The sequence below is a fragment of the Pseudidiomarina piscicola genome, from assembly GCF_902806985.1.
GTDB classification, from domain to species: domain Bacteria; phylum Pseudomonadota; class Gammaproteobacteria; order Enterobacterales; family Alteromonadaceae; genus Pseudidiomarina; species Pseudidiomarina piscicola.
This window is the reverse complement of the sequence record NZ_CADCXY010000004.1, coordinates 167524-185721: the sequence shown is the minus strand read 5'-3', so window position 1 is coordinate 185721 and position 18198 is coordinate 167524. Positions and strand designations below refer to the sequence as shown.

The 18198-nt window shown below is 50.6% G+C and carries 22 protein-coding genes; 5 read left to right on the top strand and 17 right to left on the bottom strand.

The window, feature by feature from the left end; genetic code table 11:
- The first annotated feature begins 143 nt into the window (after positions 1–143).
- Complete coding sequence (locus PSI9734_RS09255) at positions 144–1349, top strand: NnrS family protein (RefSeq protein ID WP_173920847.1); 1206 nt, start codon at positions 144–146, stop codon at positions 1347–1349.
- On the opposite strand, the gene PSI9734_RS09250 is transcribed toward PSI9734_RS09255, so the two are convergent.
- From PSI9734_RS09250 to norR, 3 genes are read right to left on the bottom strand one after another with little or no spacing between them, the layout of a single operon-like run.
- The gene (locus PSI9734_RS09250; protein ID WP_173920846.1) at positions 1346–2101 is read right to left on the bottom strand and encodes a HesA/MoeB/ThiF family protein; all 756 of its coding nucleotides are present in this window, start codon (positions 2099–2101) and stop codon (positions 1346–1348) included. The genes PSI9734_RS09255 and PSI9734_RS09250 overlap by 4 nt on opposite strands.
- Positions 2088–2507 (bottom strand): YbaN family protein, encoded by a 420-nt coding sequence (locus tag PSI9734_RS09245; protein WP_217420775.1) that lies wholly within the window; start codon positions 2505–2507, stop codon positions 2088–2090. The genes PSI9734_RS09250 and PSI9734_RS09245 overlap by 14 nt, the downstream gene beginning before the upstream one ends.
- Positions 2508–2524: 17 nt before the next feature.
- Complete coding sequence (gene norR, locus PSI9734_RS09240; protein ID WP_173920845.1) at positions 2525–4060, bottom strand: nitric oxide reductase transcriptional regulator NorR; 1536 nt, start codon at positions 4058–4060, stop codon at positions 2525–2527.
- 159 nt (positions 4061–4219) lie between these two features.
- Between norR and PSI9734_RS09235 the strand changes: the two genes are divergently transcribed.
- Positions 4220–4741 carry a hemerythrin domain-containing protein gene (locus PSI9734_RS09235; protein ID WP_173920844.1) on the top strand — a complete coding sequence of 174 codons (522 nt, stop codon included), beginning with the start codon at positions 4220–4222 and terminating at the stop codon, positions 4739–4741.
- Between the two features lie 7 nt (positions 4742–4748).
- On the opposite strand, the gene fnr is transcribed toward PSI9734_RS09235, so the two are convergent.
- From fnr to PSI9734_RS09210, 5 genes are all read right to left on the bottom strand, one after another.
- The gene (fnr, locus tag PSI9734_RS09230) at positions 4749–5444 is read right to left on the bottom strand and encodes a fumarate/nitrate reduction transcriptional regulator Fnr (protein WP_173920843.1); all 696 of its coding nucleotides are present in this window, start codon (positions 5442–5444) and stop codon (positions 4749–4751) included.
- Positions 5445–5570: 126 nt separating this feature from the next.
- Positions 5571–6095 carry a CC0125/CC1285 family lipoprotein gene (locus tag PSI9734_RS09225; protein ID WP_173920842.1) on the bottom strand — a complete coding sequence of 175 codons (525 nt, stop codon included), beginning with the start codon at positions 6093–6095 and terminating at the stop codon, positions 5571–5573.
- Between the two features lie 86 nt (positions 6096–6181).
- Positions 6182–6598, bottom strand: a complete 417-nt coding sequence (locus PSI9734_RS09220) for a CC0125/CC1285 family lipoprotein (protein ID WP_173920841.1) — start codon at positions 6596–6598, stop codon at positions 6182–6184.
- Complete coding sequence (locus PSI9734_RS09215) at positions 6595–7311, bottom strand: anti-sigma factor (RefSeq protein WP_173920840.1); 717 nt, start codon at positions 7309–7311, stop codon at positions 6595–6597. The genes PSI9734_RS09220 and PSI9734_RS09215 overlap by 4 nt, the downstream gene beginning before the upstream one ends.
- On the bottom strand, positions 7308–7799 hold the full coding sequence (locus PSI9734_RS09210; RefSeq protein WP_173920839.1) for an RNA polymerase sigma factor: 492 nt from the start codon (positions 7797–7799) through the stop codon (positions 7308–7310). The genes PSI9734_RS09215 and PSI9734_RS09210 overlap by 4 nt, the downstream gene beginning before the upstream one ends.
- Before the next feature lie 125 nt (positions 7800–7924).
- Here PSI9734_RS09210 and PSI9734_RS09205 point away from each other — a divergent pair, with 125 nt between their 5' ends.
- A complete protein-coding gene (locus PSI9734_RS09205) occupies positions 7925–9280 on the top strand; it encodes a S8 family serine peptidase (protein ID WP_173920838.1) in 1356 nt (451 codons plus the stop codon).
- Here PSI9734_RS09205 and PSI9734_RS09200 read toward each other — a convergent pair.
- Positions 9277–10188: a surface lipoprotein assembly modifier gene (locus tag PSI9734_RS09200; RefSeq protein ID WP_173920837.1), complete on the bottom strand. Its 912-nt coding sequence runs from the start codon at positions 10186–10188 to the stop codon at positions 9277–9279. The two genes, PSI9734_RS09205 and PSI9734_RS09200, sit on opposite strands and share 4 nt — an antisense overlap.
- Positions 10189–10281: 93 nt before the next feature.
- A complete protein-coding gene (locus tag PSI9734_RS09195) occupies positions 10282–10956 on the bottom strand; it encodes a hypothetical protein (RefSeq protein ID WP_173920836.1) in 675 nt (224 codons plus the stop codon).
- 181 nt (positions 10957–11137) lie between these two features.
- On the opposite strand from PSI9734_RS09195, the gene yjjG reads away from it, so the two are divergent.
- Positions 11138–11833 carry a pyrimidine 5'-nucleotidase gene (yjjG, locus tag PSI9734_RS09190; RefSeq protein WP_173920835.1) on the top strand — a complete coding sequence of 232 codons (696 nt, stop codon included), beginning with the start codon at positions 11138–11140 and terminating at the stop codon, positions 11831–11833.
- On the opposite strand, the gene PSI9734_RS09185 is transcribed toward yjjG, so the two are convergent.
- Positions 11816–12502, bottom strand: a complete 687-nt coding sequence (locus PSI9734_RS09185) for a gamma-glutamyl-gamma-aminobutyrate hydrolase family protein (protein ID WP_173920834.1) — start codon at positions 12500–12502, stop codon at positions 11816–11818. The genes yjjG and PSI9734_RS09185 overlap by 18 nt on opposite strands.
- Complete coding sequence (locus tag PSI9734_RS09180) at positions 12472–13449, bottom strand: amidoligase family protein (protein WP_173920833.1); 978 nt, start codon at positions 13447–13449, stop codon at positions 12472–12474. Before PSI9734_RS09180 ends, PSI9734_RS09185 begins: the two co-directional genes overlap by 31 nt.
- Before the next feature lie 137 nt (positions 13450–13586).
- Between PSI9734_RS09180 and PSI9734_RS09175 the strand changes: the two genes are divergently transcribed.
- On the top strand, positions 13587–14084 hold the full coding sequence (locus PSI9734_RS09175; RefSeq protein ID WP_173920832.1) for a hypothetical protein: 498 nt from the start codon (positions 13587–13589) through the stop codon (positions 14082–14084).
- Here PSI9734_RS09175 and PSI9734_RS09170 read toward each other — a convergent pair.
- The 5 genes from PSI9734_RS09170 to PSI9734_RS09150 are packed head-to-tail and all read right to left on the bottom strand — an operon-like array spanning position 14081 to position 18186.
- A complete protein-coding gene (locus tag PSI9734_RS09170; RefSeq protein ID WP_173920831.1) occupies positions 14081–14968 on the bottom strand; it encodes a cation diffusion facilitator family transporter in 888 nt (295 codons plus the stop codon). The two genes, PSI9734_RS09175 and PSI9734_RS09170, sit on opposite strands and share 4 nt — an antisense overlap.
- Positions 14969–14982: 14 nt before the next feature.
- Positions 14983–16188: a BaiN/RdsA family NAD(P)/FAD-dependent oxidoreductase gene (locus PSI9734_RS09165; protein WP_173920830.1), complete on the bottom strand. Its 1206-nt coding sequence runs from the start codon at positions 16186–16188 to the stop codon at positions 14983–14985.
- On the bottom strand, positions 16185–16859 hold the full coding sequence (locus PSI9734_RS09160; RefSeq protein ID WP_173920829.1) for a class I SAM-dependent methyltransferase: 675 nt from the start codon (positions 16857–16859) through the stop codon (positions 16185–16187). The genes PSI9734_RS09165 and PSI9734_RS09160 overlap by 4 nt, the downstream gene beginning before the upstream one ends.
- The gene (locus PSI9734_RS09155) at positions 16856–17314 is read right to left on the bottom strand and encodes a GNAT family N-acetyltransferase (RefSeq protein ID WP_173920828.1); all 459 of its coding nucleotides are present in this window, start codon (positions 17312–17314) and stop codon (positions 16856–16858) included. The genes PSI9734_RS09160 and PSI9734_RS09155 overlap by 4 nt, the downstream gene beginning before the upstream one ends.
- Complete coding sequence (locus PSI9734_RS09150) at positions 17311–18186, bottom strand: Dam family site-specific DNA-(adenine-N6)-methyltransferase (RefSeq protein ID WP_246194875.1); 876 nt, start codon at positions 18184–18186, stop codon at positions 17311–17313. Before PSI9734_RS09150 ends, PSI9734_RS09155 begins: the two co-directional genes overlap by 4 nt.
- Between the last annotated feature and the right edge of the window lie 12 nt (positions 18187–18198).

Below are 18198 nucleotides of genomic sequence, written 5' to 3'. Positions count from 1 at the left end.
TGACTACCCCTTAGGTAGTAAAGTGGTTTGAGGTGCCTCATGGAAGCCGTTTTAAAGAGGTATCCCTAGGAATACATGCTGGAATTTAGCTAAACCTATGGTATAAACATAGATACAAAATGTATGTTTAATGGTGACCCCCAATGCTACAAATTACCGACCTGCAAGTCGAAGAAAAAATGTGGCCGCTATTGCGGCAAGCTTTTCGCCCTATGTTCCTGCTCGGAGCAACCTTTAGTGCGCTGGCAATGATGCTGTGGTTGTGGGTGCTAAGCGGCTCGGTACAGTTACCGGTGTTTGCCGACGTGATGTTTTGGCACAGTCACGAAATGATTTTTGGCTTTGTCGCAGCGATTATTGTGGGGTTCTTGCTCACCGCCGTACAAAACTGGACGGGAATGCGGGCAACACACGGTAAAACCTTAGGCATTCTTACTGCAATTTGGTTATTAGGCCGGATAAGCCTCTTATTTGGCGCTCATTTGCCGCCGATTGTCCCCATTGCACTCGACCTAGCGTTTCTACCTATGGCCGCCATTCTAATGGCGATACCTCTGATTTCGGTAAAACAGCAGCGCAATCTATTTTTTGTGCCGGTGTTACTTCTACTGACGCTTTGTAATGCGTTGATGTACTACGGACGTATGACCGGGCGCTTTGAGTGGCAGCAGGTTGGCAGCCAGAACGCGGTACTCTTGATTACCTTACTTATGGCGATTGTCGGTGGGCGAGTATTACCAATGTTCACCGCCAACGGCACCATGACGCAAAAAGTACAGCCAATTGCCTGGCTTGATCGGCTTTGTTTAGGTAGTTTGTGGCTTATATTTGCCCTGCAAATTACCCAGCTCAGCGGCTGGATGCCCGATATGGTAATGGCGGTACTCTATGGCTTTGCGGCGCTGTTACTGGCGATTCGCTGTGCCCGTTGGAAGATCTGGATTACGTTTCGGGTCCCCTTGTTATGGTCGTTCCATGTCGCCTATTGGTTTTTACCTATCGGTCTCGGTTTGTTTGCATGGCATCACGCAACGGGAGGCGTAAGTGTAAGCACCGCAACCCATGCATTAACTGCTGGCGCCATGGGGAATATGATTTTGAGTATGCTAGCACGGGTGTCCCTGGGTCATAGTGGACGCCCGCTAGAGCCGAAAAAGATTATGTCAGTTGCGTTCTTATTGCTAATTTTGGCGGCGCTACTACGTGTATTTGCAGCATGGATCTGGCCTGAGGCAACCTATCAATGGTATCTCTATGCTGGCGCGGCTTGGGTGTTGGCCTATTTGATCTACGTGGTGGTGTATCTGCCAATTCTAACGCTGCCGCGGGCCGACGGTCGACCAGGCTAAGCGGCACAAACCTGACATTGAGGATGGCGGCTGAGCTTAAAGTTTTGCCAGTCGCCATGTAAGCCATCGTACAACAGTACCCGCCCGGCAATGGGTGCGCCCACTTGGGCCAACAGCTTCAGTGTTTCAACCGCTTGCATGGTGCCAACCACACCGACGACGGGCGCGAGTATGCCCGACTCCATACAACTTAGTTGTTGCTCACCAAACAATAAGCTAAGGCAACGGTAGCAAGGGCCTTGCTGCTGATTTAAAAACACACTCAATTGGCCTTCGTAGCGAATCGCTGCGCCGGAAACCAATGGCGTTTGAGCCTCAACGCAAGCGGCGTTTATGGCATTGCGAGTGGTTAAATTATCACAACAGTCAATGACACAGTCGTGCTGCTGCACGAGTTGTGAAAGTGTTGCTGCATCGACCCGCTCGGCGAGAACCTCGATGGTACAGTCGGTATTTAGTGATTGCAGTCGTTGCTTGGCTGCCTGTACTTTGCTGATGCCGATATCTTCAGGTCGATACACTACTTGTCGCGGCAAGTTATGTTTATCGACCACATCGTCATCGACGAGCGTTAGCTGACCAATCCCGCTGCCCACTAGATAAGGTGCCACGGCGCAACCGAGTCCCCCCATGCCGATGACCAGTACGCGACTTGCCAGCAGACGCTCTTGGCCTTCGAGATCAAAGTTTGGCAGCATCACATGGCGGCTGTAGCGCAGCAGTTGCTCACGCGTTAGTTCAGGTAGCGTCATCAGAAGAAACCTTTTTGCTGTGCGTGGTATCAGCAGGGCTCTGCTCAGGGCGGCAGCTTAACCATAACGCGACCACCAACATGATACCGATCACGGTGATTTTAAGAGCGATATGAACCGGGCTGAAGCTAAGCATTACTGCACTGCCGCTCATCATCACAATGGCAATCACCTTGGCTTGTCGTTTCACCACGCCGAAGCGGCGCCAAGCAATAATCTGCGGGCCATATTTGGGGTGTGCAAGCAGTTTGGCTTCAAGTACCGGCCAACCTTTGCCCCCAGCCCAGGCGGCGACGAGCAAAAAAGGTACGGTCGGCATAATCGGCAGCAGTAAACCAATGACCCCTAACAGCAGCGCAAAAATCGCCAGCATACGCCACAACATGATTCGTAATAAGACGGTCATTCAGCTCTCATTGTCAGTTATTTTAAGCCCAGCCGTTGGGCGAGCTTATGTAAGTTGCTTGGATCGATTTCTAGTATACGTGCCGCCTGCGTCCATTTATAGTCTGTCTGCTTTAGCGCCTTTTCGATCAACTGAGTTTGCAACTGCTGTACCGCATCACGCAAATTCATGTTGGTCGTGTTCAGCGCGTCACTGTCAACTTTGAAGCTGGCGCTTGGCGCGTTAGGCAAGTCGAGCAATTCTGGCGCGACACTGACAATATCGTTGCGCTCGGCACCTTGGCTAAGCGCTTTAATGGCCGCTCGACTGACGGTATGTTCAAGCTCGCGAACATTACCGGGCCAATCGTATTGCACTAGTGCCAGTTCGGCTGCCGAGCTTAAGCGCAGTGCCCGTAAACCAAGCCGTGCACGGTTAAGCTCTAAGAAGTGCCCAACCAACAAGGAAATGTCTTCACGACGTTCGCGCAGTGGCGGTATGGGTAGGGGGTACACACTCAAACGGTGATAAAGGTCGGCGCGAAAGTCGCCGTCTTTGACTTGCTGCTGTAAGTCGCGGTTGGTGGCGGCGACAATGCGAACATCGACTTTGTGCGAGGTATCACTGCCTAACCGTTGAATTTCACCGTTTTGTAGGGCACGCAGAAGCTTCGCCTGAATAGCTGCTGGTAATTCACCCACCTCATCTAAAAATAAGGTGCCACCGTCGGCGCTATCAAACTTCCCTGCACGCTCAGAGGTTGCGCCGGAAAACGCGCCGCGGGTATGACCAAATAACTCACTTTCAGCCAACGACTCAGGTAAAGCAGCACAATTGACATAAACTAATGGGCGCTCACTGCGGCGCGACCAGCGATGGAGTTGGCGGGCAAAAAGCTCTTTACCAACCCCTGTCTCACCTAGTAATAGCACCGGTAAATCGGCACTCGCCACGACTTCAAGCTCCTGCAATACCTGCTGCAGCGCGGCGCTGTGACCGATGATTTCTGAACTTGCAGAAGTTTCGTTTTGCAGTGCGGCTTCGCCATCACGGCGGCTACTGCGCAGCGCGCGAATACTTTGCTCTATTTGTCCCATACGGATCGCCGCTTCAACCATCAAGCTGGCACGTTGTAGTTCACGCATGGTGTCAACGCCAAAAGTACCTGGTTCAAGTGCATCGAGGGTGAGTAATCCCCAACATTTACCTTCAACGTAGAGTGAAATACCCATACAGTCGTGAACCGCTAGATGCCCGTCTGGACTGTCTTCAATGAGTCCGTCGTATGGGTCCGGCAACGTGCTATCTGGTTCAAAACGCACGGTTTCACGCGCCGATAAAATGGCCGCGAGACGTGGGTGTTGCGCGGTAATAAAACGTCGTCCAAGCGCTTCTCGTACCAGTCCGATACTCGCAATAGGGCGCAGCACTTGCTGATCTTGTTGTAACAGTACCACCGCACCGCAACTAAAGTGGCGACGTAAGGTAGCCACTAGTTTTTGTAAGCGCACCACAGCTGGTAACTCATTAATTAAGTCGGCGACAAGGGTTTCAAGTAAAGATGTGTTGTTCATGGTAAAAATAACCCAATTAGGCGGGAATCACCCGTTCAAATATGGGTCTAATTTACCATTAAGCTGCGAAACTCTATATAAATCAAAGTAGGTAGATCTGGCATCTAAATTGCAAAGTGTAAGACACACAGTCGTTTTTTTACCTTTGAGGATGCCACTATGCACCAACAATTGATTAACCAATGGCGCGATGCGTCAACGAAAGAGCTCATTCAATTTGTGTTAGCGAACTTTCACGAAAAACATCGTCAGCAACTCCCTGAACTCATTCAATTAGCTCGTAAAGTTGAAGGTGTTCACAATGATCATCCTGCTTGCCCTGCTGGCTTAGCTGACCTGCTCACAGAAATGTCTAACGAGCTTGAAAGTCACATGATGAAAGAGGAACAGATTTTGTTCCCGATGTTGGCCGGTGGTGTTTACCCAAATGGGCCCATTGCGGTGATGGAAGAAGAGCACACTGAACACGACCTAATGCTTAAAAAGCTTGCCAACCTAACGAACAATGGCAATGCACCACGCGGTGCATGCGGTAGCTGGATTATGCTGTACGAAGGTACGCGTGAACTGGCCGAAGACCTGCAACAGCATATTGCCTTGGAAAACGAAGTGTTGTTCCGTGAGCCGCAAGCTGCTGCGCCTGAACATGGTAAAGACTTTTGTTGCGGCTCGTGCCAATAACGAGAGCTTAAAGGGTTAGGGCGCGTAAGCGCTCTAACTCACGTATCTCTACTAACTTGCTTTTGACTGCAACCACACCGTCTTGCTGTAGTTGCGTCAAAATACGACTCACTGTTTCCACTGACAAGCCTAAGTAATTACCAATGTCAGCACGAGTCATACTCAGACGAAACTCTCGACTGGAGAGTCCGCGTTGTTTAAAGCGAGAAGATAATGTCACCAAAAAATTCGCCAACCGCTGCTGTGCCGAATGATGGTTTAAGGTTCCGAGTAAGGTTTTACTGGCATGTAGCTCACCGCTCATTACGCGGAGCAATTGCTTACGTAACCCCGGTAGCTCGGCTGAAAGTTGGTCCAGCGATTGAATCGGAATCTCACATAGCATGGTGGTTTCCAGAGCTTGAGTGTAACTTCGATGTTGGCCATCAATCAGACCATCAAAGCCGATAACATCACCGGGCAAATGAAAATCAATGATTTGTTCACCGCCCTGACTGTCAAGCGTATACGACTTAAGTGAGCCCGAGCGAACCGCATATAAGAACGAGAGCTTCTGACCACTATTAACCAGAAGATCTCGTTTCTGTAAGGGCCGATGCCGTTGGATAATCGTGTCGAGCTTTTCGGTCTGCTCTGGACTGAGCAAGTAAGGCAAACATAACGTCGCCATACTGCAATTTTGACAATGGATGTGTGAAGTCATCGTTTCCACCACTAATGCTTGATTTAAGTCAATAACGCTTGTTGCATTGCAGTATACGCCAGTTACGGCCAAGAGAAACGGCTTCGCAATGGGTAAGCAAAAGCTTACCCATTAGAGGTAGCTCGGTTAACTATCTTCGCTGTTGGGTTCTAGGTTGCTGACAACTTCACTCGCATCATAGCTGTGCTGCCCCTCGGGCTGCTCACCTGAACCAAGCTTAATGTCGAGTGTTACGGTGATGTCACTGTCAGTGCGGCCGCCCACGTGAATGCCGGCCTGAAAAGCGGTCCGCGGATAGTAACGTGTTTCACAACGAATAGCGTTGCAATAGGTCACCATGTCGCCTGAACTTGGATAACCAAAATCGGCGTTGTTTACGGTCTCCTTATCGACTTGTGTCTCGCGATGGCTAATTACAAACCAGTCATGGTCGTTCTGCAATGTGACTTGGGCCGCACGCAGTAGCGCGTAATTATTTGCTGCGCCTTTGTCGGTGCCGCGCGCTTTGAATTTGACCTGGTACTGGGTGTCGGTGATTTGTGTTTCTGTGTAGCCGTAGCCACCGTCCTCCGCCGCACGGTAGTCAGGCTGACCGGCACAAGCGGTTAGTAATAAGGTTAAACCAATGGTAGTGAATCGAATGAAGTTCATACTATTCTCCTTTATTAGAAGACCAAGTTAAGTTTAGTAAAGTTGCCACACTTTGCTTAGCTGTACCTGTGTAGCAAACGAAAAACTTATGTAAAACAGTTGTTTTTGAATAGTTCTGGACGGTTCCAGTGATTGCTAAATGCAGCTAAAACAGTTTCTGGCTGAAAACTACATGAGCTTGTGGGCTGCACGCCAATGCCCAATATCAAATGATTTGTAAGCTGATCTTGTCGTTTGCTCTGTCGCTGCTGCTCCTCCAGAGGGCGTATGACAAACCAGTCGTACTCAAGTTGCCTAGTGAGCTCAGCGGCGCGCAGCAACAACGCTCGGTGGCGACGCAACTCATTGTCACTCACAATCACCAGCCGAAATTGACGTGGGCTTAGTTGCTGCTGTTGGTAGCTTACTTCAGGCAACTCGGTTAGCGCCGGCAGTCCGTTGCTAGCGCAACCGACAAGCAGTGAGACAGCGCTAATCATGGCTAATCGAACGATGGGTTTCATGGTGTTTGCTCACTCTGTTGAACTTGCCAGCCCGTCGTAATGAGCTGCTTTTCGTCGGTACCGACCAGTGGCGCCGACGCCATCATGGTATCTAGAATGCGGTCGAGTGCCTGCGGTCCTGAAGCGGTTTGAAAATCGCTGGTTGCTACTTGTGAAAAGGTAGCTTGCTCAACCACTTTTTGCCAAACCCCGGATTGTTCACGGCAAGCGACCGCTTCAGTGGTGGCTTGTGGTTGAGTCACTTGGTATTGGCGGCAGTACTGCCCCTGTTGATTAACAAAACTAAAGCGCGGTAATACACCGACGGACTGTTGCTGATAGCGCTCGCCACTAGGCTCAGTTTCCAGAACCGAAGCAATCGTTTGCCAAGGCGTGTCGGGGCTAGCGGCATCTGGGTTATTGAATTGTAAGGTCACAACAACAGCCAAACTGGCCGCAATAGCTGCCGTGGGCCAACTAAAATCAAGAAATTTTGTCAGCCAGTTGGGCTGGCGCGAGGTGCGCTTTTCGAGTAGCGCAACAACTTTGGGCGGCAGCGGGCTCTGAGTCAGTAGTTCCGCACGGCGACTGGCAATTTCGTCGACCTGAGCAAACTGCGCCAAACGTTCAGCGACCGTCTCGTCTGTTGCTAAAGCCGAGCGCACCTGTTCCATTTCGGTAGCAGGCAGTTCATTATCCAAAAATGCGGATAGTTGTTCATCGGTAATTTTCATGCGATGGCTCCTGATGGGTCTAAGTCAAATTGCGCAGCGAGCTTCGTTCGCGCCCGAGCTAAACGGCTCATAATAGTGCCAGTTGGCAACCCAAGTATGGCCGCAGTTTCCTTGTATGAAAGACCTTGAACAGCGACCAATGAAAGCACGATACGTTGTTCTTCAGGCAGCTCTTTCATAGCAGCTTCAACCTCGCGTAACTTCAACAGGGTTGTCACTTGTGCTTCGTTGTCAAACGTCGCCCCTGCTTGAAGTTCAGGCTTTTCAGTAGCATTTTGCCGAACTTTGGCAGCGCGATGCTGATCTATCCAAAGGTTACGGCACACTTTGAAGGCCCAAGGTGCTATTTCGGTCTCACTGGGAATCGGCTTGCTGAGCAAGCGCTCCACCGTGGACTGTAATAGGTCATCCGCATCTGCCAGGTTGCCAGTCAACGACAACGCGAACCGACGTAAAGCAGGTAATACTGTTTTGATTTGCTCTTTCATAACTGCTCCGTTGTCTTTCTGCTAGGATAACGTTTCTACTCTCAAGTTTATTCCATCGCAGACGGAATTTTCTCAGATATCAGTCGTTAATAAAGAGGTAGAGTCAAAACTTAGGGAGAACCCCCATGAATAAGGTGCAAAAACTGTTGATGATCGTCGGTGTAACGTATGTTCTTGGCGCGCAACTCGGACACGCACAGGTACTGCCACAGGTGCAACGACTACCACAGACAGTGCCGCCGCTAATAGAGCCCTTAGAACGGGTTGATGAGCTGGCGCAACGGCAGATTCGGTCAACAGTTTTCACTCCAGAAATAGCCGATCTGAGTAGTCTAGAACAGGTCACGGAGCACCTGACTGAGGTGTTGCCGACAACGCTTGAAATCGTAAATCAGCAGGGCACTAGCTTAGTACGCGAGGTTACCGTCGAAAATGGCTGGCGCGCGCTTGAGCGTGAATGGCTGGTGGTGATAGATGCTGACGATATTGAGCAGTTAGAACAGCTACCGTTGACGCTGATAGCGCGTCAGACTCTTTCCAACCTAGCGCTGACGGTGGTTCGCTTTAGTGTCAGCGAGGCGCTCGACTCTCGAGCGGCCTTACAACAAATGCTGCCAGCTGATATGCATCAAACGCTGGCGCGGCAACATATTTTTTTCGCGCAGCAAGGTTCTGCTGAACAGAGCAGTGTGCAACCGGCGCTTACCTCATCGGAAGTCTGCGATAGCCATTTAAAAATCGGCGTGATTGATACCCGAATTGATCACGCACAAGGGTACTTTCGCCACGCGAAACTACAGCAAAAATCGTTTTTGGACCCTCAGCTGCAACAGCCCTTGGCCCATGGAACTGCCGTCGCTGGGCTATGGGTTGCGCAAGGCGAAGGCTTGCAGCCTTTGGTGCCGAATGCCGAAATATATGCGGCGGAAGTGTTTTATCAACAAAATGAGCTAAGTCAGGGCGCTCCTGTGAGTGCCTTGGTTGAGGCGCTTGACTGGCTCGTCAGTCAAGGCACTCCGGTCATTAATATGTCTATTGCAGGACCAGATAATGCGATTCTAAAAATTGCCCTACAGCGAGTTCATGAGCAGGGAACTTACGTGGTGGCGGCGGCAGGGAACGCTGGTCCAGCGGCGCCCGCGCTTTACCCGGCTGGCTATGAAGAGGTGATTGCGGTTACGGCGGTCGATGCCGAACGTGTGATTTACCGCTGGGCCAATCGCGGTGCTCACATCGACTATGCTGCGCTTGGCGTAAATGTGGCTACCGTTCGAGCGGGGGGAGGTGTCAGTGCTGAGTCGGGGACATCAATTGCGGCGCCGGTCGTAACGGCATTATTAAGTTGTGAGCTACAGCGCGCACCTGCTGAAGGCGCTGTTTCAGTCGCGAGTTACTTAGCACCCTATCTAGAAGACTTGGGTGAGCCTGGACCGGATAAAACCTTTGGTCACGGTTTACTCAGACCCACCCGCAATGATTAGAAGTTGAGTGTAAAACGAATCCCTGCAGTGGTGTCGTTGTAGTCGGCAACGTTGGTATTTGACTCGCTGTCGGTATGCTTAGCCGTTAATGCTAAACCAAAGTAGTCATTGACTGGAATTGACCACTTGCCTTCGAGGCTAGTGATTTGATCTTGGCGGGCAGCGGTTTGTGCCGTCCAAGCAGATTCATAATCACGATCTTTATAGTCCAAACTTAGTGATAACTTCTGCGATTGCCCCCAAACCTGCAGTGTTTGGTGGATACTTGTACGAACTTGGTGGCCGTTGAAGCTAAACTTACTGTCGACGGCGTCTTCGTTTTCATGGGTGTAGCCGAGGGTGACAAAGCGATCGCCTTGGTTAAAGAACCAAAACATGTCGGCGGTATAATTACGAGCTTCGGCATTACGTTGTGAATAGTCCGGTAAGTCTTTGTCGACACGCTGGTGCGCTAAACGCCAATAAAAGCTTTCCCCGACTAGGTTGCCGACAAAGTAACTGGTCTGATTGAATTCAAGGAAGTCGTCATCGGCCACATCGGCTTGCGCATTATGCTGACTCACGCCAACTTTAGCCCATGGGAATTGATAGCTGACCTCGCCCATCAGGGTTTGGATTTGTAGATCGTACTGGGAAAACTCTTGATAGTTTTCTTGCTCCAGTTGGTAGCTAGCTGACAGTTTAAGACGATCGGTTGCTTGCCAGCTTGAGGCCAATTTGCCACGTAAAACCGTTGCTTGATCGCTTTGTGCAGTGTTCTCGTCAATTTGCGTTAAGCCAACATTGCTGTCATAGCGATACCCTGCCTCGAGTTCACTATCAAAAGTCCATGTACTTGTATCGTTGTCAGCACTCGCTGCTGGTGTAACTGCAATTAGCGCAATGGGTAGTAGGGCTCGATAAATCATGGTGATACTCCCGTTCGTTGAAGGGTGAGTTTGTGAACATCAATGGACACGAAAAAGCGCAGTAGCGCCAAGGCTACTGCGCAACACTGTTCGTTATAGGTCGATAGTGTCAGTGATAGTGTTACGAATGGTGGTGTCTACAGCACCGCTGACTGCGCTTGATACCTGCTGCTGAACATTATCATTCACTTGTCCAGAAACCTGTTGGTTCACCGCAGTATCAACACCAGCATTCACGGTTTGTGACACCGTTTGCTCGGCAGTGCCTGTCGCTTGGTCAACAATGTCGGTTACTTGCGCACTCGCATCATTTGCCGTTTCGGTTGCACCAGTCACCGCGCCTTCGGCACTCGATAGTGCGGTTGCAGCAGATGCCGTGACTGCAGCAGTCGCCTCTGCCGTAGCGTCAGTGGCTACCTCAACACCGGTGTTAGCGGTTGCTTCGGCTGATTCTTCGCCCTCTTGGGCAATAGCTTCACCATCTTCAGCGGCGTCTTCACCACCTTCAGCAATATCTTCACCGCCTTCGTCGATGTTTTCGCCACTTTCCTCAGCAGCGCCAGTATCAACATCAGCACTTGCGTTGGCATTTGCGTTTGCTTCCGCATCGGTTTGCGCGCTCGTTGAGTCACTGCTTACCGTAGCCGATGAGTTGACGTTGGCATTGGCTTGCGCAGAAGCTTCGACCGATTGTGCTAAAGCAACTTGGCTCGCCATAGTAGTAAGACTAAATAACGTAACTAATGAAATTGAAGTAAGCGTTCTCATGATAGTGCTCCTTTTTGTTGAAAGCTCACCTTGATAACGCTTGGGTGCGACCTATTATTCCTGCGCCTAAAGTTAAATCTTGGTAAAGAGTGCCTCGGACTGTTTTCCATATACCCAGCACGAGAGAGTCGTTACACTGGCCACCTATGAGTCTTGTTTTGGTTGGCAAAGGGGGAAGGTGATGCGCAGTAAGCTACATAGCTACGATTGGTTGTTGTTTGATGCGGATGAAACCCTATTTTCGTTCGATGCAGAGGCTGGTTTGCAGCGGCTCTTTAAACGCTATGGTGTCGACTTCTCTGCGACAGACTATCGTCACTACCAATCACTCAATAAGCCGCTATGGCAGCACTACCAGGCAGGTCAAATTGATGCTAAAACCTTACAACGTCAACGCTTCGCCGGTTGGGCGGCGGAACTCGGGGTGAGTGCCGATGAGCTTAACTCAGGTTTTATGCAGGCCATGGCGGACATTTGCCAGCCGCTGGCTGGCGCTAGAGCGCTACTGGAGCGAGCACGAACCAGCGCTAAGGTGGGTATTGTCACCAATGGCTTTACCGAACTGCAAGAGGCCCGGCTGGCGCAAACTGGATTACGGGAGCTGATTGACGTGCTGATCATATCTGAACAGGTTGGCGTCGCTAAACCGCACCCCAGTATTTTCGAACATGCTTTGCAACGGATGCAACAACCTCATCGTGAGCGTGTGTTGATGACCGGTGACAACCCACACTCGGATGTTTTAGGCGCACAGCAAAGTGGTTTGCACTCGTGTTGGCTCAACCCGAAAGGCGAGCACTACCCACTGGCAACGCCGCCACACTATACCGTTAGCTCACTTGCCGAGCTCGATCAATTGCTAGCCTCGCCGCAATAACTGCCTTGCGGCTTTGATCAACCAGCGGAATAGGCGTAGTTCACTGGGAAGGTAGAATAAGTATTCGGGATGCCACTGTACCCCGATAATGGCGTGGTGGCCGGTACTTTCGATGGCCTGAGGGATCTCATCGAGATCATGGGCGACAATTCGCAAGCCATGGCCCACGTTATGCACCGCTTGGTGATGTAGGCTATTCACGCGTAGTTTGCGTTTTTTGACAATACTGGCTAAATCACTGTCACCGCGAATAAACACCTGTTTGGTGGGCAGTAACCCTGGGCGGTTATAAGTCTGCTTACGAAGATCTCGAATATCATCGTATAAATTACCTTCGTGTAGCACGTTAATGAGCTGCGCACCTCGACAAACTCCAAGGATCGGAATGTCATCGCGTAGAGCTTTTTTGATCCAGCGAATTTCTAAATCATCGCGCTCAGGGTCGTGCTTAACTTTACCATCAAGGGTGCCGCCATAATGCTCCGGTGAAATATCACTACCACCGCCAATGACAATACCGTGTAGTGGTAACCCAGACGGGCGGTGACGCACACTGATACGTTCGACTTCTGCGCCACAAAGCCACAGCGCCAAACGGGTCGACCACCACGATGGCGACCAGCGTTTACCAGCGCCTGTTACGCCGATGCGAGGTTTTCGTTGAGCCATTGGTCTACCTGTTGAATCCATGGTTGACGGGCAACCCCTAGTATTGGGCGCGACGCATCAAGAAAGTGTTGGGCGAGTTCGGCTAAAGCCTTCGGGCGCTGAGCTAATTGTTCCACCTTGCACCAAAGATTCCATTCCCGCGCGAGAGTCCAGTTAGGATCGTCGATGCGACAGTTTGGCAGTCGATAGTGTAAGGTCGGCCGCGCATTGATTTTCTGGTCATCTAACCGCGAGGTAACTCGCTCAGCGTCTAAATAGCTGAACAAGGGTAACATGTCCAAAGCTCTATTCCGGCTGGGGTTCGCATCGATATAGTGGTCGATTAATTGGGCTAAACTCATGTTATCAGCGCTCAGCAGCTCACGCACATAGGCCTCAGGGAAAAGGTCGATGTAAGGGCTGAGTTTGCGGGTCGTATTCACGTGGTGTTGATCAACCAACCACCACTGCAGCAAAGCGTAGGCTTGCATATAACGACAAATAGTCGCGGCATCTGTGGCTGGAAGCTCTGGATTAATATGGGTTCCGTAGGCGGCGATCATTGATTCGTCAGTGCCTTTCGCACCTGCCGCTCGTAATTCGTCGACCAGTGCTGATAAGGAATCAAGTTCGTCACACGCAATGGGCGGACACACGACTTCGACGGGAACCAAGAGTTCTGCTGCTTGGCTCAATGAATCAATGACAGTGTCGGTGGTCGCCTGCTCACCTTTTTCGGCCGCTAGCTTTTGTAAAAATTGCCAATCAATTTCAATCTTGAATTCACCCAAGGGGCCTTCCACTCGCCAATGGGCCGAACTTTTTGCGTAGGGCGAACCACCAAGAGCTCGGGCCACTGCCTCAGCGCTACTTGCGACATCAAGACTAGAGAACTCTAGCTCAAAGCCAACGCGGCGTATTTCACCCTTTGCGGTTTGCAGCTGACTGGGCTGTACAAACTTAACCATATGATGACTTCCTGCTGTGCGAGCAACGTTTCTAGGTCTTTCGAGATTAGCAAGCTGAAAAAAAATTACAAACTTCGCCCTAAATTAAGTTAAAGTAACCTTCACCCTACTGAAATTAAACAAAAAAGGAGTTAGCGGTGCGTATTCTAGGATTAACCTTAGCAGTGTTGGTTGCAGCAAGTTCAGTAACAGCTTTCGCGCAAGTTGGCGGTAGTTCACAAAACCATGACAATCGTGTGGAAGCCGTTTTAGATAATCTTGATATGAATTATGAAATCGACAGCGATGGCGATTTTAAAATGATTATCGAGTTTGATGATGATCGTTCACAAGTGGTCTTCGTGAGCTCAGCGACTTATGAACTTAATGATCTGGAGATCCGTGAAGTTTGGTCCGTGGGTCATATTAGTGAAAATCGTCTCAGCGCGGTGGTAGCAAACCGTTTGCTAGAAGAAAGCTCAGAAGTAATTCTTGGTGGCTGGGAGGTACAGGATTGGGGTGGCGAACAGGTTGCTGTATTCCGCGCCAAAATGTCAGCTAATGTGTCAGGTGATGCGCTATATTCAGCTATTTCCGCGGTCTCACAGACTGCCGATGAAATGGAAAAAGCCCTGGTAGGTACCGACGAGCTCTAAGGCTCGTCGCGACAACTTTCATCGGGGTACTCTAACTCGATGGTTGTGTGGCTGAGGGCGTATTGATGCAATGTTTTATCGATTTCTTGCTTCAATGCGCCACTTTCACTTGGGCTAAGATGGTGCTGAAGAACTAAATGTGCGGTCAGCACATGGGACTCGCCATCTAACGACCAAAAGTGTAAGTGATGAACGCTACAAACGTGCGGCAACGATTGCAAAGACTCAGCCACGGCTTGATAGGTTTGTTTATCGGGAGAGGCTTGCACAAATAAGCGTAATGTCTCCCATAAATTTCGCGCGACATTAAGCAAAATAAATAAGGTAAAGGCGATAGAAAGCAAAGGGTCGAGAATCGGCGCATCAACAAAAAGTAAAACAATACCGACGATAAGTACTGCGACCCAGCCCATAACGTCTTCAAGTAAATGCCAATTAATAACTCGTTCATTGAGGGTTTTTCCTTGCGCGAGCTTGTAGGCCGCAAACCCATTCACGGCAATGCCAAGCACTGCCAACATAATCATACCGTCCGCCATTGGCATTTGTGGTTGCCACAAGCGTGGAATAGCGGTGACTAAAATCCATACCGAGCCGGCAATGAGTACCACCGCATTAATGAATGCACCCACTAAGTTTAGACGTTTATAGCCATAGGTGAACTGGGTATTGGCTTGCTTATTACCAACTTTATTAAGAAGCCAGGCTAACCCTAATGAAAGGCTATCACCTAGGTCATGTACCGCATCGGCTAAAATGGCCGTACTATTGGTTAGCAAGCCACCAATAAATTCAATGATCGTGAACACAAAGTTCAGCAAAAAAGCCCAACCTAAGCGGTGGGAAGGCATGTCTTTCGAGTGATCGTGATGATGGTGCCCCATAACAACTCCTCCCCCTAAGGCTCCAAGGGGCTTACGTTTAACGCCTCGGCGCAGGCGTGCGCACTGGCCCATGCCCACTGAAAGTTATAGCCGCCTAACCACCCGGTAACATCAACCACCTCACCAATAAAATAAAGCCCTGGTTGATGCTTGCTCGCCATGGTTTTCGAGCTAAGTTGCTCGGTATCAACCCCGCCTAAGGTGACTTCAGCAGTGCGGTAGCCCTCGGTGCCATTAGGTTTCACTGGCCATTGATGGAGTCGCTCAGCGACGGCCGCTAAGACATTGTTTGAGCAGTCTGCGAGGTTTTTGTCAGGCCACTGCTGTTGGTCTGCTAGTGTTTGCGCGAAGCGCTTTGGGAACCATTGCTGTAACACGCTACGCAAACCTAGCTTGGGTCGCTCGCTGCGCAACTGTTGTAGCTCGGCAAGGCAGTCGTGACCCGGCAGAAGATCGACATTGAAGCTTTCACCTGGTAACCAATAAGAGGATAGCTGCAACATTGCCGGGCCGCTAAGACCACGATGCGTGAACAGAAGTGCTTCTTTAAAGCTGGCCCGGTCATTACTGGCGTTTACCTCTAACGCTAAGCCAGAGAGCTCGCTGTAGGCTTGTTTGTCGCTTTCGTGCAGGGTGAAGGGCACTAAGCCCGCGCGCACGGGGAGTACGCGATGGTCAAATTGCTCAGCCAACTGATAGCCCAATGGCGTGGCACCGAGTTTCGGCATTGATAAGCCGCCACAGGCAACGACAAGTTGTGGTGCGTGATAGTCACCCTGAGAGGTGGCCACTTGATAGCTGCCTTCGTGCCAACTCACGGCGTTGATCTCGGTTCTTAACTGAACCTTGGCGCCAAAGGTGTCGCATTCGTCGAGTAACATGCGCACAATGGCTTTGGCTGAGTCATCGCAAAACAGCTGCCCCAGTGTTTTTTCGTGATAAGCAATACCGTGTTTTTCTACGAGTGCAATAAAGTCCCATTGGGTATAGCGACTAAGCGCAGACTTACAAAAGTGTGGGTTCTCGCAGAGATAATTTTCTGGGCTGGCATACATATTTGTGAAATTACAGCGACCGCCGCCAGAAATTAGAATTTTCTTCCCAGCTTGCTTGGCGTGGTCTAGCAACAATACTTTGAGGCCTCGCGCCGCCGCTTGCCAGGCGCAGTGCAAGCCAGCCGCACCGGCGCCGATGATAATGGCATCGTAGTGACGGCTCATGAGGCTGCTGTACCCCTAGTCATATAAATATCAAACCGATGCTTTTTACTAACCACTTGGGCGTCGGGCTTCTGCTGAGCTAAGAAATCAGCATGCTGCGGACGCTTAACCACCACCCGGTGACGCGCCGCGCGTTGAGCTGGAGCAAGCAGTTGGTCAGCATCGCTATCGCTGCCGATCAGTTGTTGAAACATTTGCATGTCTTTTTTTACCGCAGCTTTTTGCTTGCGATCGCCTTTAGGGTACATCGGGTCAAGATACACCACGTCATAGCTTGCTGGCCGCGCGGCATCTAGTGTCGCACAAGTGGCGAGATGAAACCGTTGTTGATACTTGGGGTGCTCGGCGTAAAGTCGCTTAAGTGCATCGTCAAGTAGCGCCACTACATGCGGATGGCGCTCGAGCATGGCAACTGTCGCACCCAGGTTCACCAGCACCCAGGCATCGCGACCAAGGCCGGCAGTGGCATCTAAAATGGCGCAGTCAGGGTATTTATTAACGGCGCAGGCACGGCCAATGGCCTCTTCTTTGGTGGTGGCACGTAGCGCTCGATGAGCCTGCTTTCCCGCCAGAAAGTCGATTACCAGAGGGGTCATTTGGGGATGCTGGTGCCACACCAAACCTAACCCTTCAGGGGTCGGGTGTAGTGAAAAGTCTAGCTGCTCGCTCATGGCTGACGTTCCATATCCACGTGCGGAATTCCGTCCTCTAGGTAGTCGTCGCTGATTTCACGAAATTCAAAGCTGCGATAAAAAGCGCGTAAATACACCTGCGCACCGAGTCGTATGGGAGCATCTGGATGGTGCTGCTGACACCAAGCAATCGCTCGGCGCATCAATTCACGACCTAACCCCTGGCGGCGAATGTGACCCGCACTAATAACCCGCCCAATGCGGCTGTACGAGCACTGCGCCGTCGCGCCAAATAAACGGGCATACGCAACAATAGCACCGTTGTTATCAGTGGCGTACAAGTGTACCGCGTGGTGGTCTTGGCCATCGGCATCGGCGTAGGGACAATTTTGCTCGACAATGAAAACGTCCTGCCGTAACTGCAGAATTCGATACAAATCTATTGTGGTGAGTTCAGCAAAAGACTTTGCCACCCAGTTTAGCTTAAGTGTCATTGCGCAACCTTTCGTTTGGCTTGTGCCAGCGAGATCACATTCGCGGCTCGTGGCTGCGGTGTGTACAACGCTAGCAGTTCGGCAACCTTCGTGCGACCGTCGGCTTTAGGGCTGATAAAACGCGATACTTGCAAACTTTTAAGGTCGGCATCGGCATACAGTAACCGTGTAAGATCTGTATCGTGGTTACTAATCAGTACTGGAATACCGCGTTGGTGCGCCGCACTGGCGGCGCGTCGAGCCAGCTCATGTTGTTGATCTAAGCTGAAGCCGGCGCTGGCGTAACTAGTAAAATTGGCGGTAGCGGTTAACGGTGCATAGGGTGGGTCACAATACACCACATCACCCTTACGTGCGCGCCGAAACACCTTTTCAAAGCTCATGCAGGTAAATACTGCACGTTGTGCTTTGGCGGCAAACAATTCAATTTCATGCTGCGGGAAGTAAGGCTTGCGGTACTGGCCAAAAGGAACGTTAAACTGCCCCGAGCGGTTGTAACGGCAAAGCCCGTTGTAGCCATGGCGATTGAGGTATAAAAACAACAGCGAACGGAAATAGCTATCGCTGCTGGCATTAAATTCACGACGTAAGGCGTAATAGGTTTCGTCATCGTTATGTTTCGACGAAAATAGCTTACGGGCATCATGAATGAAGGTCTGTGGCCGCCGTTTAATTGTTTTAAAAAGCGCGATTAAATCAGGGTTTACATCATTAAGTACGTAGCTTGGGTAGTCGGTGTTCAAAAACACCGACCCGGCGCCGACAAAAGGCTCAACCAACTTGTTCCCTTCAGGAAGCAGGCTGGTAATGGGCTCAATGAGGTTATATTTACCGCCCGCCCACTTGAGAAAGGCACGATTCTTTTTAGTCACGACAGTCGTTCC

Excerpts from the sequence above, each read along its gene's own strand:
- PSI9734_RS09255 (WP_173920847.1), top strand. The coding sequence starts at position 144 with ATGCTACAAATTACCGACCTGCAAGTCGAAGAAAAAATGTGGCCGCTA.
- PSI9734_RS09250 (WP_173920846.1), bottom strand. The coding sequence starts at position 2,101 with ATGACGCTACCTGAACTAACGCGTGAGCAACTGCTGCGCTACAGCCGC.
- PSI9734_RS09245 (WP_217420775.1), bottom strand. The coding sequence starts at position 2,507 with ATGACCGTCTTATTACGAATCATGTTGTGGCGTATGCTGGCGATTTTT.
- norR (WP_173920845.1), bottom strand. The coding sequence starts at position 4,060 with ATGAACAACACATCTTTACTTGAAACCCTTGTCGCCGACTTAATTAAT.
- PSI9734_RS09235 (WP_173920844.1), top strand. The coding sequence starts at position 4,220 with ATGCACCAACAATTGATTAACCAATGGCGCGATGCGTCAACGAAAGAG.
- fnr (WP_173920843.1), bottom strand. The coding sequence starts at position 5,444 with ATGACTTCACACATCCATTGTCAAAATTGCAGTATGGCGACGTTATGT.
- PSI9734_RS09225 (WP_173920842.1), bottom strand. The coding sequence starts at position 6,095 with ATGAACTTCATTCGATTCACTACCATTGGTTTAACCTTATTACTAACC.
- PSI9734_RS09220 (WP_173920841.1), bottom strand. The coding sequence starts at position 6,598 with ATGAAACCCATCGTTCGATTAGCCATGATTAGCGCTGTCTCACTGCTT.
- PSI9734_RS09215 (WP_173920840.1), bottom strand. The coding sequence starts at position 7,311 with ATGAAAATTACCGATGAACAACTATCCGCATTTTTGGATAATGAACTG.
- PSI9734_RS09210 (WP_173920839.1), bottom strand. The coding sequence starts at position 7,799 with ATGAAAGAGCAAATCAAAACAGTATTACCTGCTTTACGTCGGTTCGCG.
- PSI9734_RS09205 (WP_173920838.1), top strand. The coding sequence starts at position 7,925 with ATGAATAAGGTGCAAAAACTGTTGATGATCGTCGGTGTAACGTATGTT.
- PSI9734_RS09200 (WP_173920837.1), bottom strand. The coding sequence starts at position 10,188 with ATGATTTATCGAGCCCTACTACCCATTGCGCTAATTGCAGTTACACCA.
- PSI9734_RS09195 (WP_173920836.1), bottom strand. The coding sequence starts at position 10,956 with ATGAGAACGCTTACTTCAATTTCATTAGTTACGTTATTTAGTCTTACT.
- yjjG (WP_173920835.1), top strand. The coding sequence starts at position 11,138 with ATGCGCAGTAAGCTACATAGCTACGATTGGTTGTTGTTTGATGCGGAT.
- PSI9734_RS09185 (WP_173920834.1), bottom strand. The coding sequence starts at position 12,502 with ATGGCTCAACGAAAACCTCGCATCGGCGTAACAGGCGCTGGTAAACGC.
- PSI9734_RS09180 (WP_173920833.1), bottom strand. The coding sequence starts at position 13,449 with ATGGTTAAGTTTGTACAGCCCAGTCAGCTGCAAACCGCAAAGGGTGAA.
- PSI9734_RS09170 (WP_173920831.1), bottom strand. The coding sequence starts at position 14,968 with ATGGGGCACCATCATCACGATCACTCGAAAGACATGCCTTCCCACCGC.
- PSI9734_RS09165 (WP_173920830.1), bottom strand. The coding sequence starts at position 16,188 with ATGAGCCGTCACTACGATGCCATTATCATCGGCGCCGGTGCGGCTGGC.
- PSI9734_RS09160 (WP_173920829.1), bottom strand. The coding sequence starts at position 16,859 with ATGAGCGAGCAGCTAGACTTTTCACTACACCCGACCCCTGAAGGGTTA.
- PSI9734_RS09155 (WP_173920828.1), bottom strand. The coding sequence starts at position 17,314 with ATGACACTTAAGCTAAACTGGGTGGCAAAGTCTTTTGCTGAACTCACC.